At 65.5% G+C, this 14981-nt stretch carries 12 protein-coding genes; 10 read left to right on the forward strand and 2 right to left on the reverse strand.

Annotated features, from left to right (window positions below):
- The first annotated feature begins 82 nt into the window (after nt 1–82).
- Together KW836_RS03115 and KW836_RS03120 are read left to right on the forward strand one after the other, a co-directional pair.
- A complete protein-coding gene (locus KW836_RS03115; RefSeq protein WP_076518134.1) occupies nt 83–265 on the forward strand; it encodes a CsbD family protein in 183 nt (60 codons plus the stop codon).
- A 57-nt stretch (nt 266–322) separates the two neighbouring features.
- The gene (locus KW836_RS03120; protein ID WP_218343253.1) at nt 323–451 is read left to right on the forward strand and encodes an entericidin A/B family lipoprotein; all 129 of its coding nucleotides are present in this window, start codon (nt 323–325) and stop codon (nt 449–451) included.
- Nucleotides 452–601: 150 nt separating this feature from the next.
- Here KW836_RS03120 and KW836_RS03125 read toward each other — a convergent pair whose 3' ends face one another.
- Nucleotides 602–1741, reverse strand: a complete 1140-nt coding sequence (locus tag KW836_RS03125; protein ID WP_218342428.1) for a DSD1 family PLP-dependent enzyme — start codon at nt 1739–1741, stop codon at nt 602–604.
- A gap of 265 nt (nt 1742–2006) precedes the next feature.
- On the opposite strand from KW836_RS03125, the gene KW836_RS03130 reads away from it, so the two are divergent.
- From KW836_RS03130 to gluQRS, 4 genes are all read left to right on the forward strand, one after another.
- Nucleotides 2007–2966: a TAXI family TRAP transporter solute-binding subunit gene (locus KW836_RS03130; protein ID WP_175185511.1), complete on the forward strand. Its 960-nt coding sequence runs from the start codon at nt 2007–2009 to the stop codon at nt 2964–2966.
- A gap of 101 nt (nt 2967–3067) precedes the next feature.
- Nucleotides 3068–5092 carry a TRAP transporter permease gene (locus tag KW836_RS03135; RefSeq protein ID WP_218342429.1) on the forward strand — a complete coding sequence of 675 codons (2025 nt, stop codon included), beginning with the start codon at nt 3068–3070 and terminating at the stop codon, nt 5090–5092.
- 238 nt (nt 5093–5330) lie between these two features.
- Nucleotides 5331–5789 (forward strand): DUF494 family protein, encoded by a 459-nt coding sequence (locus KW836_RS03140; RefSeq protein ID WP_056565848.1) that lies wholly within the window; start codon nt 5331–5333, stop codon nt 5787–5789.
- A 77-nt stretch (nt 5790–5866) separates the two neighbouring features.
- The gene (gluQRS, locus tag KW836_RS03145; RefSeq protein WP_218342430.1) at nt 5867–6745 is read left to right on the forward strand and encodes a tRNA glutamyl-Q(34) synthetase GluQRS; all 879 of its coding nucleotides are present in this window, start codon (nt 5867–5869) and stop codon (nt 6743–6745) included.
- 92 nt (nt 6746–6837) lie between these two features.
- Here the strand turns inward: gluQRS and KW836_RS03150 are convergent, their stop codons facing one another.
- Nucleotides 6838–9462 (reverse strand): GDYXXLXY domain-containing protein, encoded by a 2625-nt coding sequence (locus tag KW836_RS03150; protein WP_218342431.1) that lies wholly within the window; start codon nt 9460–9462, stop codon nt 6838–6840.
- A gap of 62 nt (nt 9463–9524) precedes the next feature.
- On the opposite strand from KW836_RS03150, the gene KW836_RS03155 reads away from it, so the two are divergent.
- The 4 genes from KW836_RS03155 (at nt 9525) to KW836_RS03170 (ending at nt 14979) form a co-directional block, all read left to right on the forward strand.
- Nucleotides 9525–12164 carry a DNA topoisomerase III gene (locus KW836_RS03155; RefSeq protein ID WP_218342432.1) on the forward strand — a complete coding sequence of 880 codons (2640 nt, stop codon included), beginning with the start codon at nt 9525–9527 and terminating at the stop codon, nt 12162–12164.
- A 118-nt stretch (nt 12165–12282) separates the two neighbouring features.
- The gene (locus KW836_RS03160; RefSeq protein ID WP_218342433.1) at nt 12283–13341 is read left to right on the forward strand and encodes an ABC transporter substrate-binding protein; all 1059 of its coding nucleotides are present in this window, start codon (nt 12283–12285) and stop codon (nt 13339–13341) included.
- Nucleotides 13341–14111, forward strand: a complete 771-nt coding sequence (locus tag KW836_RS03165) for an ABC transporter ATP-binding protein (protein ID WP_199778220.1) — start codon at nt 13341–13343, stop codon at nt 14109–14111. Before KW836_RS03160 ends, KW836_RS03165 begins: the two co-directional genes overlap by 1 nt.
- Before the next feature lie 13 nt (nt 14112–14124).
- Nucleotides 14125–14979 (forward strand): ABC transporter permease, encoded by an 855-nt coding sequence (locus KW836_RS03170; protein WP_191578354.1) that lies wholly within the window; start codon nt 14125–14127, stop codon nt 14977–14979.
- The last annotated feature ends 2 nt before the right edge of the window (nt 14980–14981 follow it).

The raw sequence follows: 14981 nt of genomic DNA on the forward strand, positions 1-14981 counted from the left end.
TCCTATATTGGACTTGTCCGCCGCCGGACTCCGGGTTTCCCCGGCGCGGTTTCACCCCACCTGAAACCTGAGGATCGATGACATGGACAAGGACCGCATCAAGGGCGCCGCCAAGGAAGTGAAGGGCGCGATCAAGGAAACAGCTGGCAAGGTGACGGGCAGCACCCGCACCGAAGCCGAAGGAAAAGTGGAGAAAGCCGAGGGTAAAGTGCAGCGCAATGTGGGAGAAGCGAAGGATCAGGCACGGGACTTGCTGGACAAGTAATTGCGGCTGCCGATCGGCATGACCGCAACGTCCAATGAACGCCCGAAGGAGAAGAAAATGACCCACCGTATTTGGTTTGCACTGATGCTCGCGATTACCGCCGTGACCGCCGGTTGCAACACGATGGAAGGTGCCGGCAAAGACATTGAAAGGGGCGGGGAAAAGATCCAGCAGCAGGCCAAGTAGACGCTTGCGGGCTGTATCCAAAGGTCGGCGCGTTGACGGCGCGCCGGCCTTTTTTCGTTCCTGCGAACCGCGGCATGGGAGGACTTGAGGGGTGAACGGTCGATCGTGACCGTGCACCGCGCTAGCTAACCGCCCCCTCAGAAGGACCTATTAGCGCGAGAAGCCGCGCGCCGAGATTTCCCAGATATCCTCGACCACGCCGTCCCGCACCACCACCAGCCCATCATGCAGGTTGAACGTGGGGTCCACGTGTGATGGCACCAGGCGCAACACCGCACCCAGGTCGGGCGCCTGCGCCCCCGGCTCCACGCGCACGACACCGTGCTCATCATTGATGGCGGTGTACGTCAGACCCGGTTCGCCGAAGATGGCGGGCGGGCCGCATTCGGCCGTGGTGGATTTGAGCCCCGCGTCCAGGATCACCCGGTCAGGCGCCGGCTTGCTCATGACCGTGGCCAGCACGAACAGGCTGTTTTCAAACGCCAGGGGGCCGTCCCACTCGTTGGCGCCGTAGTCGCCGTCCATGAAGGCGTAGGAGCCGGCCTGCAATTCGGTATAGACGCCGCTGGCCGCATCGAATTCGGCGCTGCCCGTGCCGCCGCCAGTGATGGTGTCGCAGGCGATGCCGCTCTCGCGCAGCAGTTGCGCATAGGACGCGGCGATGCGCGCCGCCTGGCGGCAGACCTCGGCGCGCTCCTCGCGCGTGCGGTAATGCTGCACCGACCCGTGATAGGCCTGCAGGCCGGCGAAGTTCACGCCGGGCAGGTCGCGCGCCTGCTGCGCCAGCGCCAGCACGAGGGCGTCGTCCGACACCCCGCAGCGGCCCTGGCCGACATCCACTTCCACCAGCACGTCGATCTGCGCCTCCGCCTGCACCATGGCTTGCGACACCTGCGCCAGGTTGTGCGCGTTGTCGACGCACACGCTGACCTTCGCCACGCGCGCAACCTGCCCCAGCAGCGCCAGCTTGGCGGAACCGACGACTTCGTTGCTGATGTGGATGTCCTGGATGCCGGCGGCCACGAAAGGCAGGGCTTCGCTGACTTTCTGGCAGCAGATGCCGCGCGCGCCCAGCTCAAGCTGGCGCAGGGCGATCTGCGGACACTTGTGCGCCTTGGCGTGCGGCCGAAGCGCGACGTCGTGGCGGTCGGCCCAGGCCTGCATCGCGCGCAGGTTGGCCTCGAAGGGCGTCAGGTCCAGCACGAGGCTGGGCGTATCGACGCGGGCCAAGGGATAGCCCGGTTGCGCGGGCGGGGGCAGCGCAATGCCGCGTATGACTTCCTGGGACATCCTGATGACTCCGTAGTCTGACTGCTTGAGAGGTAACACGCGCATAACCAAAGCGGGACCACCCATAACCAAACGGGCGATTCACCCCCAGGTAAACGATAGCCCCGTAACCATTGGCTACCAGTGGGCGGCATGACAGAATTTCATCATGAAAACGGCCCCCAAGGGGAGGCCCATTTCCGGCGCGGCAACGCTGTCGCGCCGGCGATGACAAGACGACCCACGTCACCCGACAGACCTGTCAACAAGTACCGGAGAAGCTCGCATGAAACTCAAGCACTGGATCACCGCCCTGACCGTCGCGGTCGCCGCTGTCGGCGCCACCAGTTCGGCACAAGCCCAGCAGTTTTTCCGCATCGGCACGGGCGGAACCGCGGGCACGTACTACCCGATCGGCGGCATCATCGGCAACGCGGTGTCGCAACCCGGCAAGCTGATCGCCACGGCGGTTGCCTCCAATGGGTCGGTCGCCAACATCAACGGCATCATGGGCGGCTCGTTTGAAGCCGGCTTCACGCAGTCGGACGTGGCGTTCTGGGCGTATAGCGGCACGGGCACGTTCGAAGGCAAGCCCAAGGCGCAGGACCTGCGCCTGATCTCCACGCTGTATCCGGAAAGCATCCATCTGGTGACGCGCAAGGGTTCCGGCATCAAGGGCGTGGCCGACCTGAAGGGCAAGCGCGTGTCGATGGACGAGCCGGGCTCCGGCACGCTGGTCGACGTGCGCCTGATCCTGGGCGCGTACGGTATGACCGACAAGGACGTGAAGGCCGAATACCTGAAGCCCAACCAGGCGGGCGACAAGCTCAAGGACGGCGGCCTGGACGCGTTCTTCTTCGTGGGCGGCGCGCCGGCCGGCGCCATCGCCGAACTGGCCTCCACGGGCAACATCGAACTGGTGTCGCTGGTGGGTCCGGAAATCGACGCACTGCGCGCCAAGCAGGAGTTCTTCACGCCGGACGTCATCACCGCCAACACGTACCAGAACATTCCCGAGGTCAAGACGATTTCGGTGAACGCGCAGATGGTGACGTCGGCCAAGATCCCTGAGCAGACCGTGTATGAAGTGACCAAGGCGCTGTACAGCGACGCCACGCGCAAGACGCTGGACGCCGGCCACGCCAAGGGCAAGCTGATCACGCGTGAAAACGCGACGAAGGGCGCGGGCATCCCGTTCCATCCCGGTGCCGAGAAGTTCTACAAAGAAATCGGTTTGATCAAGTAACTCGACCCCGACGCGTCTGCGGCGCCTATTGTTGGCGCCAAATCTGAGCAGGGCCGCCGTTGTGCGGCCCTGCTTGTTGAATCATCTTGAGAATCACCGCGATGGAAATCGATCACGAGAAAACCCAGAAGCTGGCGGAAAAGTACGATTCGGAAATCCGCTTCCGGCCGCTGGACAAGACTGCCACGTGGATCGTCTCGGGCCTGCTGGTCAGCCTCTCGATCTTTCATTACTACACCGCCGGCTTCGGCCTGCTGCGCGAGGCGACGCACCGCGGCGTGCACCTGGCCTTTGTGCTGAGCCTGATCTTTTTGGTCTTCGGCTTTTCCAAGTCGCATTACCAGCGCGAACCCAAGTCGACCTGGTATGCGCCGGGCGGCATTCCGCTTTACGACTGGATCATCGCGATCGCGCTGGCGCTGTCGGTGCTGTACATCCCGTACATCTTCGAGGACCTGGCGTTCCGCGTGGGCAATCCGCTGCCGCAGGACGTGCTGATGGGCTCGATCCTGCTGATCGGCCTCTTGGAAGCCACGCGGCGCGCAATGGGCTGGCCGCTGCCGATCATCGCGATCGTGTTCATGGCTTACGCGATGTTCGGGCCGTACTTCCCCGGTCTGCTCAAGCACGCGGGCAATACGTGGTCGCAGGTCGTCAACCACATGTACCTGACCAGCCAGGGCGTGTACGGCGTGGCGGTGGGCGTGGTGGCGACCTACGTGTTCCACTTCGTGCTGTTCGGCGTGCTGGCCACCCGCATCGGGCTGGGCCAGTTGTTCCTGGATGTGGCCTCGACCGTGGCGGGGCGTTACGCGGGCGGGCCGGCCAAGGTGTCGGTGTTCGGCTCGGCGATGTTCGGCATGATCTCGGGGTCGTCGGTGGCGAACGCCGTGACGGTGGGGTCGCTGACCATTCCGGCGATGATCCGCGTGGGCTACCCGCGGCACTTCGCGGCGGGCGTGGAAGCCGCCAGCAGCACGGGCGGGCAGATCACGCCGCCCATCATGGGCGCAGCCGCGTTCCTGATGATCGAGTTCCTGGGCATTCCGTACCAGCAGATCGCGATCGCGGGCATTTTTCCGGCGTTCCTGTACTTCTTCGGCATGTTCATGCAGGTGCACTTCGAGGCCAAGCGCGAAGGCCTGCGCGGCCTGACCGCCGAGGAAATGCCCAAGCTCAAGCAGTCGTTCAAGATGCGCTGGCCGACGCTGATCCCGCTGGCGATGCTGATCGGCATGCTGGCCAGCGGCCGCACGCCGTATCTGGCGGCCTTCGCGGGCATCACGGGCTGCATCGTGGTGGGCATCCTCAATCCGTACACGCGGCTGCGGTTGCGCGACCTATACGAAGCCTTCGAAACCGGCGCGAAGTACGCGCTGGCTGTCGGCGCAGCGGCCGGCACGGTGGGCATTGTGATCGGCGTGGTGACGCTCACGGGTGTGGGCTTCAAGATCTCGTACATCGTGATCGCGGCGTCGCAGGCGCTGGCGTCGGGCGCGGCGTTCTTCCTGCCCGAGGCGTTGACGGACATGCAGTCGCTGACGCTGATCGCGGCGTTGGTGATGACCGGCATCGTCTGCATCCTGATGGGCTGCGGCGTGCCCACGACCGCCAACTACCTCATCATGGTGGCCGTCGCGGCGCCGACACTGGTGCAGTTGGGCGTGCAGCCCATTGCGGCGCACTTCTTCGTGTTCTATTTCGGCATCCTGGCGGACATCACGCCCCCGGTGGCGCTGGCCGCATACGCGGCGGCGGGCATGGCGGGCAGCGATCCCTTCAAGACCGGGAACACGGCGTTCCGGCTGGGCATCACCAAGCTGATCGTGCCGTTTGTCTTTGTGTTCTCGCCGTCGCTGCTGATTTCGGTGCAGGGCTTCACCTGGTACGAGTTCTTCGTGACCCTGCTTGGCTGCATGGTCGGCCTGGTGTTGCTGTCGGCGGCCTTGTCGCGTTTCATGCTGGTCGGCATGAAGAGTTGGGAGCGGTGGCTGTGCACCATTGGCGCGCTGCTGACCATCATTCCGGGCCTGACCAGCGGCATCATCGGGTTGGTGATCTGCATCCCCGTTTTCATCCGCCAGCTGGCGGGCCTGAAACTGGAGAACGCGCCCAAGGTGGCGTAACGCAGGACAAGCAAAGCAAAAAAGGGGCGGACCCACGCGGGACCGCCCCTTTTTGCTGAATCAGCCATTTTGTCAGCATTTGGGTGCAAAATAGGCGTCCTTGCGTGCAAGGTGACGTAGTACAACATCCGCCTTTTCCCCGGTTGCCCGGCAAAATAAATCGGCGTAAAGTAAAATTCATGTTTGCTGGTCTGCCGATATGCGGGCCGACTGTGCAAACAGGCACAAACTGCGCCATATGTTCGATATCCTGGTCTATCTGTTCGAGAATTACTACACGCCTCAGGCCTGTCCTGCTGCCGATGTGCTCGCCAAGCGGCTTGCCGCTGCCGGTTTCGAGCACGAGGACATCGACGACGCGCTCGGTTGGCTGTATGGCCTTGCCGAGACCACCGAACGGTGCGTTGACCTGGCCCAGGCGCCCACGTCCGGCACCCGGATCTACACCGATAACGAATACCAACAGCTCGGCACCGAGTCCATAGGCTTCATCGCCTTTCTGGAATCGGCCGGCGTGCTGCCCGCGCCCCTGCGCGAGATCGTCATCGACCGGGGCCTGGCCTCGCCGGAAACGCCCGTGCCGCTCTCCAAGATCAAGATCATTGCCCTCATGGTTCTCTGGAGCCAGGAAGCCGAGATCGACAATCTGGTCCTCGAAGAGCTGCTCGACGAAGAAGGCGGGCGCCTGCTGCATTGAGCACGCGTTCACGCGCCGCACTTCCAACCCCTCAGCCCGCGCTTGATCGTGCGGGCTGAAGTCTTGTCTACGTTCCCTTGAATTACGTTGGCCGCTTCGCCCCGAGTCCCAGTGGACCGCTGCATGCGGGCTCGCTGGCGACCGCGCTGGCGAGCTGGCTGGACGCGCGCGCGCAGCGCGGGCGCTGGCTGCTGCGCATCGAGGACGTGGACACGCCGCGCACGGTGCCGGGCGCTGCGGACGTCATCATGGGGCAGTTGCAGGCGCTGGGGCTTGTCTGGGACGGCGAGATCGTCTGGCAGTCTCAACGCAACGACGCCTACCAGGCGGCGTTTGATGCACTTGCCGCGCGGGGTCTGATCTATGGCTGCGGATGCACACGGCGCGAGATCGCCGATTCGGCGCTGCGCGGCCAGACAGCACCGGGCGCCGACGGCGAAAGACCGTATCCCGGCACCTGCCGTCACGGACTGCCGGCGGGACGCGAGGCCCGCGCTTGGCGGTTGCGCGTGCCTGAAGGGCTGGAGCGCTTCGAGGATCGCTGGCTCGGCGCGCAGGAGCAAGACGTGGCGCAGGCAGTCGGGGATTTTGCGCTGCGGCGGGCCGACGGGCTGTGGGCGTATCAATTAGCCGTGGTGGTGGACGATGCCGCGCAGGGTGTGACTGACGTGGTGCGCGGCGCCGATCTGCTCAGCTCCACGGCGCGCCAGCGCGTGCTGGGGCGCTTGTTGGGCTTGCCGCCACTGCGCTACCTGCACGTGCCGTTGATTCTGGATCCCGCCAGCGGTTTGAAACTGTCGAAGCAGAATGGCGCACCGGCGATCGACACGCGCTCGCCGCTGCCAGCCTTGCAGGCCGCGTGGGCGGCATTGGGATTTACGCCGCTGCCCGCTGCGGATGTCGCGTCATTCCTGCAAGACGCGACGGTGCGCTGGGCCGAGCGGTTTCCGGGCTGACCGGCGGCTCTGCGCGACTGATTGCATCCGCACGAATCCGGGTCAAACCGGCGTCCACCGAAAACGCCCGGCACACTTAACGCTGCCTCCGTTCACAACGGCTGCAGATCCGCCCCCAGCATCCGCACCAGCAACGCTTCGCCGTCGTCAGCCACGCGCAGCTCACCAAAACGCGCGACTTCATACCGCGCCGCTTCGCCTTCCGGGAAGAACCACGCGTTGGTCACGATGCGCACGCCATTGCCGCGCACGCGATAGCGCAGCGGCACTTCGGTTTCGGCGTGCGGGTGAACATCAGGCTGGATGCGCACGGGCTGCGCCACGCCGCGCGCGTCCGGTGTCAGCATCACGTAGCCGTCGGGCTCGAACCCCATGACGCCGTCCACGTCGGTGCGGTCGCCGCCCAGCCGCAAGCGCGTCACTTCGCGCCCGGCCGCGAAATTCAGGGCCATGTAGTCGCCCTGCATGAGCGAACGCGGATCGACCGGGGCAAGCTCAAGAATGACCACCTTGCCCGACGCCAGCAGCTTTTCGCGGTCCCAGATGCCAAAGTTGGCCGCCGCCAGCACCAGCGCCAGACCGCCCAGAATGGCCGCGGTGCGCCAGCGCAAGGCTGGGGACACCGGCGGCATCGGGCGAGGCTGCACGGGCGCCTGCGTGCGCATCAGGCGCGGCACCAGCCACACCGCGGCGCGCAGGACGAACAGCAGGAGCGCCGCGCCACTCAGCCAGAGCGCCTTCTGCAGCAAAGGCAGTTCCAATTGGTAGTAATAGACACCCAGGTACGCCAGCAGGCTGGCGGCGCCGAAGATCATGACGCGCGACTGGTTCAGGCCGAACCCCAGCAGCAGCCACGTCAGGGCGAATCCGACGCCCGGACTGGGCAGCCAGAACAGCGCCAGCAGCAGCAGACCGATCGGCACGCCCCAGGTGACGCCGCCGGTCAGCAGGCGGCGGCGCGGCCACAGGACGGCCAGCGCCGCAGCCATGGGCAGCAGCGCGCCCGCCACGATCAGGATGGCGGTTCGCGGCGCCAACTGCCAGATGGCGGGCAATTCAATAACCGAAATGCCGCTCGCCAGCCAGACCATGCCCTGCACGGACAGCAGGAAGGCCCACGCCAGCGGCTGCAGCGCATGGCCGCGCCGCGCGCCCACGCGGTGGCTGACGGTCAGGATGACGGCGGTCGCCCATGCGCCGATCACGCCGATGGGCAGCCACAGGAAGGTGGCCCGGGTCGCGTCGAACCGGATCCACGCGTCCATCAGGTCTTCCTGCATGAGGTCGGGCGACAGGCCGCGCCAGATCAGCGCCGCGCTGGCCAGGGCGATCAGGAGACCGCTCAGGAATCGCAGGATCACGTCGGGACCCAGCGCATACACCGCGGCCGCCATCAGCAGCACAAAGAAGCTGGCGCTGGCGAACGAGGTCGAACTGGAGAGCCCGAAGATGATGAGGATCTGCCCCGTGAAGGCCATCGCCGTGCCGCATTGCCGCCAGAACGGGCCGGCATCGCTGCGCAACACCGCCACACCCGCGGCGCACAGCACCAGCCCGGCGACCAGCGCGCCGCCTTCGGTGGTGATCAGATTGGAAAACGCCACGAACAGCAGCAGAAGCAGGGTGGCCAGCCAGGCGGACAGGCCGAGCAGGCACTGCACGTACCAGGGCGGCTCGGCGCGCGGCACGGCGGCGGGGGCCAATTGCGCAACGGGCGCGTTTGAATCGGCAGGGTCTACGGCGTTGCCGGCCGACGCGCCGGCGGGTTCGGCGTCTGCGGCGGGCACGGGCACCGGCGCTTCGTTGCTGAGGCCGCGCAGCCAGCGGGCAGCCACGACGGCCTCGGCCATGAGCAAGGCGGCCAGCGGCAGCGCCGCCCACACGCCGGGCTCCAGCCGCCACAGCCATTCGCCGACGACGCGCAGCGACACGCAGATGACGCCGGCGGCCAGCATGGCCAGGATGACGAGATCGCGCCGGCCGCGCTGATAGTAAAGACCCAGGCCCAGCGTGACGACGACCCACGCAATGCCGTTGTAGGTGCCCAGCCCGCCGACGATGGAGTCGCCGAACATCAGGGCCAGGACCAGCACGCTGATCGCGATGGCCGCAAGAATGCGCGGTCCGAATACCGTGCTGGCGCGCCAGCGGCGCGCGGCCATTTCCCAGCCAAAGAGCATCAGCAGGTTCAGGACGGCCATAAGCAGACTGGGCAGACCCGGACCGCCAAATATCATCATCCAGGTGAAGACGCGTTCACCCAGCCACAGCGCGGCCGCAAGATTGAGCACCAACGCCCACAGCAGCCACACCGCCTGACTGCCCGCGGCAAGCGCCCACGGCAGCAGCAGCACTGCCCACCACGCGAACAGTTCCCAGGTATCGGCACCCGTCTGATATGTTTGGCCCAGCAGCGCGAGCAGCGCGCCGAGCAGAATGCCGGCCAGTGCAAGCAGCGCGCCGGGGATGCTGCGCCGCACGCCGGGCCGGGCGCGCAAGCGCAATCCGGACCACGCGGCGGCCAGCGCGCACACGGCCAGAAGACCCTGCACGCCGGCAAAGCGCTGCATTTTTGTCATGTCTTGCCAGTTGGCGGCAACCCAGCAAACGGCAGCGCTGCCCAGCAGCAAAACCCCTAGCCACAAGGTGCTTCGCGACAAAAATTGACGCCAAGCGTGCAGTTCGGATCCCGCTTTGCTTTCAGTGCCGACTTGCATCTGGCGAATCTCCGATCTTATTATCCGCGCTGATACGGCGGGACTACCGCCACTGGATACACATGAATAAAACGCTGATTATTGCCGAGAAGCCCTCGGTGGCCCTTGATATATCACGCGCCTTGGGAGGCTTTGCGCGCGAGGGCGACTATTTTGAAAGCGAACGTTACGTCCTCGCTTCCAGCATCGGCCATTTGCTCAGCTTGGTCGCGCCCAACGATCCGGTCAAGGGAAAGTGGAGCTTCACGCACCTGCCCGTGATTCCGCCTGCCTTCGAATTGGGCCCGACCGACAAGAAGTCCGCCGAACGCCTTAAGCTGCTTGTCCGCCTGGCCAAGCGCAAGGACGTGGACGCCATCATCAACGCCTGTGACGCGGGACGTGAAGGCGAACTGATCTTCCGCTACATCGTTCAATACGCGGGCGTGAAGAAGCCGATTCAGCGCCTGTGGCTCCAGTCGATGACCCAGGCCGCCATTCGCGAGGCCTTCGCCAACCTGCGCGACGATACGCAGATGAAGCCGCTGGAAGCCGCGGCGCGCTCGCGTGCCGAAGCCGACTGGCTGGTTGGCATCAACGGCACGCGCGCCATGACCGCCTTCAACAGCAAGGACGGCGGTTTCTTCAAGACGCCGGTCGGACGGGTGCAGACGCCCACGCTGGCCATCGTGGCCGAACGCGAAGAGCGCATCCGCCGCTTCGTGCCGCGCGACTACTGGGAAGTGCGCGCCACCTTCGTGGCAGCCGCGGGCCTGTACGAAGGCCGCTGGATCGACCCGCAGTTCAAGAAAGACGAAAAAGATCCCGAAAAGCGCGAATCGCGCCTGTGGTCGGCCGCCGCCGCGCAAAGCGTGGTCGCCGCCTGCCGCGAGAAGCCGGGCAGCGTGACCGAAGAATCCAAGCCGTCGAGCCAGATGTCGCCGGCCCTGTACGACCTGACGTCGCTGCAGCGCGAGGCCAACGGCCGCTTCGGCTTCTCGGCCAAGACCACGCTGGCGCTGGCGCAGACGCTGTACGAACGCCACAAGGCGCTGACCTATCCGCGTACCGATTCGCGCTACCTGCCCGAGGACTACATCGGCACGGTGCAGGAAACCATGCGCGCGCTGGCCAAGGGCGGTTCCAACGCCGTGGGCGGCCTGGCGCGCCATGCCGACACCGTCGTCAGCCAGCAGTGGGTCAAGCCGAACCGCCGCATCTTCGACAACAAGAAGGTGTCGGATCACTTTGCCATCATCCCCACGCTGCAGATCCCGCACGATCTGAGCGAAGCCGAAGCCAAGCTCTACGACCTGGTGCTCAAGCGCTTCCTGGCGGTGTTCTTCCCCGCCGCGGAGTACCGCGTCACGACGCGCCTGACCGAAGTGCAGGGGCATCGCTTCCGCACGGACGGCAAGGTGCTGGTCAATCCGGGCTGGCTGACCGTCTACGGCAAGGAAGCCCAGGGCGAGGACGCCAATCTGGTGCCCGTGGCGGACGGCGAGACCGTGCGCACGGAAGAAATCGAAGCCGTCGGCCTGTCGACCAAGCCGCCCGCGCGCTTTAACGAAGGCACGCTGCTGTCGGCCATGGAAGGCGCGGGCAAGCTGGTGGACGACGAGGAACTGCGCGAGGCCATGTCCGAGCGCGGCCTGGGCACCCCGGCCACGCGCGCGGCCATTATCGAAGGCCTGCTCAACGAAAGCTACCTGCGCCGCGAAGGCCGCGACCTGGTGCCCACCGCCAAGGCGCGCCAGCTCATGACGCTGCTGTCGGGCCTGGACGTGGCCGAACTGACCTCGCCCGAGCTCACCGGCGAATGGGAGCACAAGCTCAAGCAGATCGAGCAGGGCGGTCTGGGCCGCGAGGCCTTCATGCGCGAGATCGCGCAGATGACGCAGGTCATCGTCAAGCGCGCCAAGGAATACGAGCGCGACACGGTGCCGGGCGACTACGCCACGCTGACCACGCCGTGCCCCAAATGCGGCGCGGTGGTCAAGGAAAACTACCGCCGCTACGCCTGCACGGCCTGCGACTTCTCGATCGGCAAGCACCCGGGCGGCCGCACGTTCGAACTGCCCGAAGTCGAGGAACTGCTGGCCAAGCGCGAAATCGGTCCGCTGCAAGGCTTCATCAGCAAGATGGGCCGGCCGTTTGCCGCCATCCTGCGCATCAGCGATGAGTACAAGCTGGAATTCGACTTCGGCCAGAACGACGAGGACGACAACGAAGCCGTGGACTTCTCCGGCCACACGCCGGTGGGTCCGTGCCCGAAATGCCAGTCGCGCGTGTTCGAGCACGGCATGAGCTACGTCTGCGAAAAGTCCGTCGGCCCCGAGAAGTCGTGCGATTTCCGGTCGGGCAAGGTCATCCTGCAGCAGGAGATCTCGCGCGAGCAGATGGAAAAGCTGCTGACCAACGGCCGCACCGATCTGCTCGATGGCTTTGTGTCCAGCCGCACGAACCGCAAGTTCAAGGCGTTCCTGGTGCGTCAGCCGGACGGCAAGGTCGGCTTCGAGTTCGAGCCGCGCCCCGAGAAGCCGGGCCGCGCGCGTGCGCCGGCCAAGACAGCGACGAAGACCGCCACCAAGACGGCGGCCAAGGCGGCTGCGAAGAAGGCGCCCGCCAAGAAGGCAGCGACCAAAACCGCAACCAAAACGGCAACCAAAACCGCCGCCAAGAAGGCCGTGAAAAAGGCCGCACCCAAGAAGACCGCGGCGTAAACCACGCCGCGTCGCACGACCGAACGCCCGGGAAACCGGGCGTTTTCCATTGTTGGGCAGCAATCGCTGGGGTATTGTTGACGCCAAACAGCTGCAACCCAGACACTTCGAGGACGACATGACCCGTAGCTCCGACTTCACCACCCGCCGCCGTGTGCTGGCTGCTGCGTCCGCCTTTGCCGGCATCAGCCTGCTCAATGGGCGCGTCGTTTTCGCGCAGCCCAAGCTGGGCAAGGTCGTGTACGGCCAGGGCAGCATCGACCCTTTTTTCGCGGCCGGTTATGTGGCGCTGAAGAAGGGCTTCTTCAGAGAAGGCGGCCTGGAGGTCGAGTACCTGAATTCGCAAAGCGGTCCGCGCACCAACCAGTTGCTGGCCGCCGGCCAGATCGTGTTCGGCGCCACGGCGGCCACCGCCGCGCCCGCGCTGACCATCGCGGGCAAGCCCGCCGCGCTGGTGTTCGGGTTTGACCGCAAGCTGACCTACGCCAACGTGATCGTGCGCCGCGAAGACTTTGAAAGCGGCAAGATCAAGTCGCTAAAGGACCTGGCGGGCAAGCGCGTCGGCGCGACGCAGCCGCAGTCCAGCACGTGGCTGATGGCGCTGTACCTGATGCAGAAGGCCGGCGTGGCCGACAAGGTCGACATCCGCCCGCTGGGCGATCTGGCGACCATGCTGGGCGCGCTCAAGACCGGATCGGTCGCCGCCAGCATGGCCACCATGTCGATGATGGAACAGGCGCGCCAGGAAGGTTGGGGCGTGCCTATTTTCGACGCCACCACGGAAGCGTCGTGGAACGAGTTCATGGGCGGCGACGTGCCCGGCATCGCGGCGTTGACGCTGCAGGACACCATCCAGAAACGTCCCGAGGTCGTGCAGGCCTTTGTGACCGCCATGGTCAAGGCGCAGGACTTCATCACGGCGAACAGCGCGGCCGCGATTACGGACGTGATCTACGACGATTACCTGAGCGCCTTCCCGCGCCCCGCCATCGAGAAGACGCTGGGTGTCTACAAGGAGACGGTGTTCCTGAAGGACAACATCATCACCGAGGACGCGTACAACCGCATGACGGCCATCATGGGCGACGGCCGCCAGTTCTCGAATGAAGAAATCAAGACCGTGCCCTACGCCAAGTGCGTGAACATGAGCTTCGTGCGGAAAGCCCGGGGCCTTTGATGATTACGCTGGACAAGGTAGGCAAGGCGTACCAGTCGCGCCAGGGCACGACGCACGCCGTCGGGGAGGTCAGTCTGACCATCAACGAAGGCGAATTCGTGTCCATCGTCGGGCCGTCCGGCTGCGGCAAGAGCACGCTGCTGAACATGATGGCGGGCTTTCTGCGCCCCACCACCGGCACCATCACGGTGGACGGGCGCGTGGTGGACGGGCAGGTGCCGCCGGCACTGGGCTACATCTTCCAGAAAGACACGCTGCTGCCGTGGTTCAGCGTCAGGAAGAACGTGGCGCTGGGGTTGAAGTTTCAGGGCGTGCCGGCCGACCGCATCGCCAAGCGTGTCGCCGAGCTGCTGGAACTCGGCCACCTGAGCGCCTTTGCCGACGCCTTTCCGCATCAGTTGTCGGGCGGCATGCGGCGGCGCGTGGCGCTCTTGATGAGCCTGGCCGTCGAGCCGCGCATCCTGCTGCTGGACGAGCCCTTCGGCGCGCTGGACACGCATACCAAAACGCACCTGCATCGCGAGCTGATGGAGATCTGGCGCAAGCTGGGCCAGACCATCGTGATGGTCACCCACGATCTGGACGAAGCCATCCTGCTGTCCGATCGCGTGGTGGTGCTGTCTGGCCCGCCCAGCCGCGTGCTGCTGGACGAGCGCATTCAGATCCCGCATCCGCGCGACGTCTTCACGCTGCGCGAAACGCCGCAGTTCGTCTCCCATGTGCAAAGCCTCTGGAGCGTGCTGGGCCAGCAGTTCCGCGCCGCCGCCTGAACCGATACGCGTCATGACCTCGATTGATACCGCTGACACCCTGCAGGACCAGCTACGCCTGGACCGCCGCGCCGCCGTCGCGCGCCGTGTGCGCATCACCTTGTGGCAGGTCCTGATCCTTGCCGTCATCCTGGGCTCGTGGGAAACGCTGACGCGCATTCCGTGGTTTGCGCAGAACACGCTGTTCGATCCGTTTTTCATCAGCCAGCCCTCGCGCGTTGCCGTGCGCCTGTGGGAATGGCTGCAGCCCGGGCCGCGCTCGGTCTGGCCGCATCTGTGGCTGACGCTGCAGGCCACGCTTGTCGGATTGGTGGTGGGCGTGGGCAGCGGCTTCGTGGTGGGCATGACGCTCAGCCGCAGCCGCTTTCTGGCCGACGTGTTCAACCCGTTCATCGTGGCGTTCAACTCCATGCCGCGGATTGCGTTCGTGCCGCTCATCACCATGTTCTTCGGGCTGGGCCTGGCATCCAAGGTGGTCACGTCGTGGTTCGTCGTGTTCTTTCTGGTGTTCTTCAACACCTACAAGGGCGGGCGCAGCGTAGAACGTGAGCTTGTCGATTTCTGCCGCACGCTGGGCGGTTCGCCGCGCCAGATCCTGTGGCGCGTGCGCATTCCGACGGCGGCGGCCTGGACGTTTGCCGCGCTGCCCAATGCCATCAGCTTCGCGCTGATCGGCGTGGTGCTGGCGGAATTCGTGGGCTCGACCACGGGCATGGGCTATCTGATGATTACCGCGCTGGCGACGCTGAACGCCACCGACATGTTCGCGGCGGTGACGCTGCTGTCCATCGTCGGCATTGCGCTGGTTTATTGTGTGACGTGGATTGAACGGCGGCTCTTGCACTGGGCGCCGGAATTCCGGGAATGAGC

Origin of the sequence: Achromobacter sp. ACM05, from assembly GCF_019218915.1 — a bacterium.
In the GTDB taxonomy this organism is placed as follows: Bacteria; Pseudomonadota; Gammaproteobacteria; order Burkholderiales; family Burkholderiaceae_B; genus Achromobacter; species Achromobacter animicus.